This window comes from Vibrio sp. OPT24 (assembly GCF_015163545.1).
Taxonomy (GTDB): Bacteria; Pseudomonadota; Gammaproteobacteria; order Enterobacterales; family Vibrionaceae; genus Vibrio; species Vibrio cyclitrophicus.
The window spans coordinates 277,044-278,787 of record NZ_JADDYI010000053.1; the positions used below are offsets into that span (position 1 = coordinate 277,044).

The window sequence follows — 1,744 nt, forward strand, 5'->3', positions numbered from 1 at the left end:
AGTAAGAGTTCAACATAGAAACAACCACTGGCATATCTGCACCACCAATCGATGCCACTAAGTGGTAACCGAAGGCGAATGCGATCAGAGTCATTACCATTAGCGCAAACATGCTGCCATCGGCTTTAACAAACGTGATCATTAACAATGTAGAGGCAACAATAGCTGCTAGGTTCCACTTATGCTTATGAGGAATGTTTAATGCTGACGAAGAGATAACGCCACGAAGCTTACCAAACGCAACAATAGAACCCGTGAAGGTAACCGCACCGATGAACACACCAAGGAACACTTCCACTAGATGGATGACGTGTTCTGCATGTGTTGCCGCTTCAGGAGCATCAATGTAACTGTTGTAACCAACAAGTACCGCCGCCATACCTACGAAGCTATGCAAGATAGCCACCAGCTCAGGCATTTCGGTCATTTCTACTTTCTTTGCGTAGTGGATACCAATACCGCCACCGATCACCATTGCAATGATAATCCACACAATACCTGACGAGTGAGGGCCAAAGATCGTCGCGATCAACGCGATTGCCATACCCGTGATACCGTAATAGTTACCTGCACGTGCAGATTCCTGCTTCGATAATCCAGCCAAGCTCATGATAAAGAATACAGCAGCAACAATATAAGCTGCTTGTACTAATCCTTCAGACATCTGTTACTCCTTAGTCTTTACGGAACATTTCAAGCATACGTTTGGTCACAGTAAAGCCACCAAAGATATTGATACTTGCAATTAATACGGCAATAAATGACAAGAACGTGACTACACCACTTCCTTGTCCTATCTGTAACAGCGCACCTACTACAATGATCCCTGAGATAGCGTTAGTAACGGACATCAAAGGTGTATGCAGAGAATGGCTTACATTCCAAACTACGTAATAACCCACCACACAAGCGAGAACAAAAACGGTAAAGTGAGATAAGAACGCAGCAGGCGCAACCGACGCTATCCAAGCAAAAGCACCAACGGCAACCGCCATACCGGCCACTTTTTTGATTGGAGAGACAGGCTCTTCAACTTTTGGCTCAGGTTTCACAGCTTTTGGCTTAGCCTGTTGTTGTGGTTGAGCTGAAACTTGAATTGGTGGCGCTGGCCATGTGACTTCGCCTTCTTTAACAACTGTAACGCCACGCAGTACAACATCATCAAAGTCAATGTTAATGTTGCCATCTTTTTCTTTGCAAAGTAGTTTCAGTAGGTTAACTAGGTTAGTTGCGTACAGTTGAGATGACTGAGTCGGCAATCGACCAACCATGTCTGTATAACCAACCACCTTCACGCCATTCGCCGTTGTGATCACTTGATCTGCAACCGTGTATTCACAGTTCCCGCCATTTGCTGCAGCAAGATCCACAATCACGCTACCTGCACTCATGCTGTCTACCATCTCTTTGGTAATCAGCTTAGGTGCTGGACGCCCAGGGATAAGAGCGGTTGTAATAATGATGTCGACGTCTTTCGCTTGAGCCGCGTAAAGTTCTTCAGCTTTCTTATTGAATGCCTCAGACATCTCTTTTGCGTAGCCGTCACCAGCACCTGTGTCTTCCTGGAAGTCGACTTCCAAGAATTCAGCGCCCATAGACTCTACTTGTTCTTTTACTTCAGGACGAACGTCGAACGAACGAACAATCGCACCTAAACTACCTGCGGCACCAATCGCCGCTAGGCCCGCAACACCCGCACCGGCAACCAACACTTTCGCTGGTGGAACTTTACCTGCTGCCGTGA

At 46.6% G+C, this 1,744-nt stretch carries 2 protein-coding genes; both read right to left on the minus strand.

Annotated elements, in window-relative coordinates; all coding sequences use genetic code 11:
* Positions 1–664, minus strand: a 664-nt coding sequence (locus IQO02_RS22235) for an NAD(P)(+) transhydrogenase (Re/Si-specific) subunit beta (protein WP_228006060.1), incomplete at its 3' end; no start/stop codon positions are given.
* 10 nt (positions 665–674) lie between these two features.
* Positions 675–1,744 (minus strand): Re/Si-specific NAD(P)(+) transhydrogenase subunit alpha (locus IQO02_RS14900; RefSeq protein ID WP_228006061.1); only part of this gene is annotated, 1,070 nt, incomplete at its 5' end.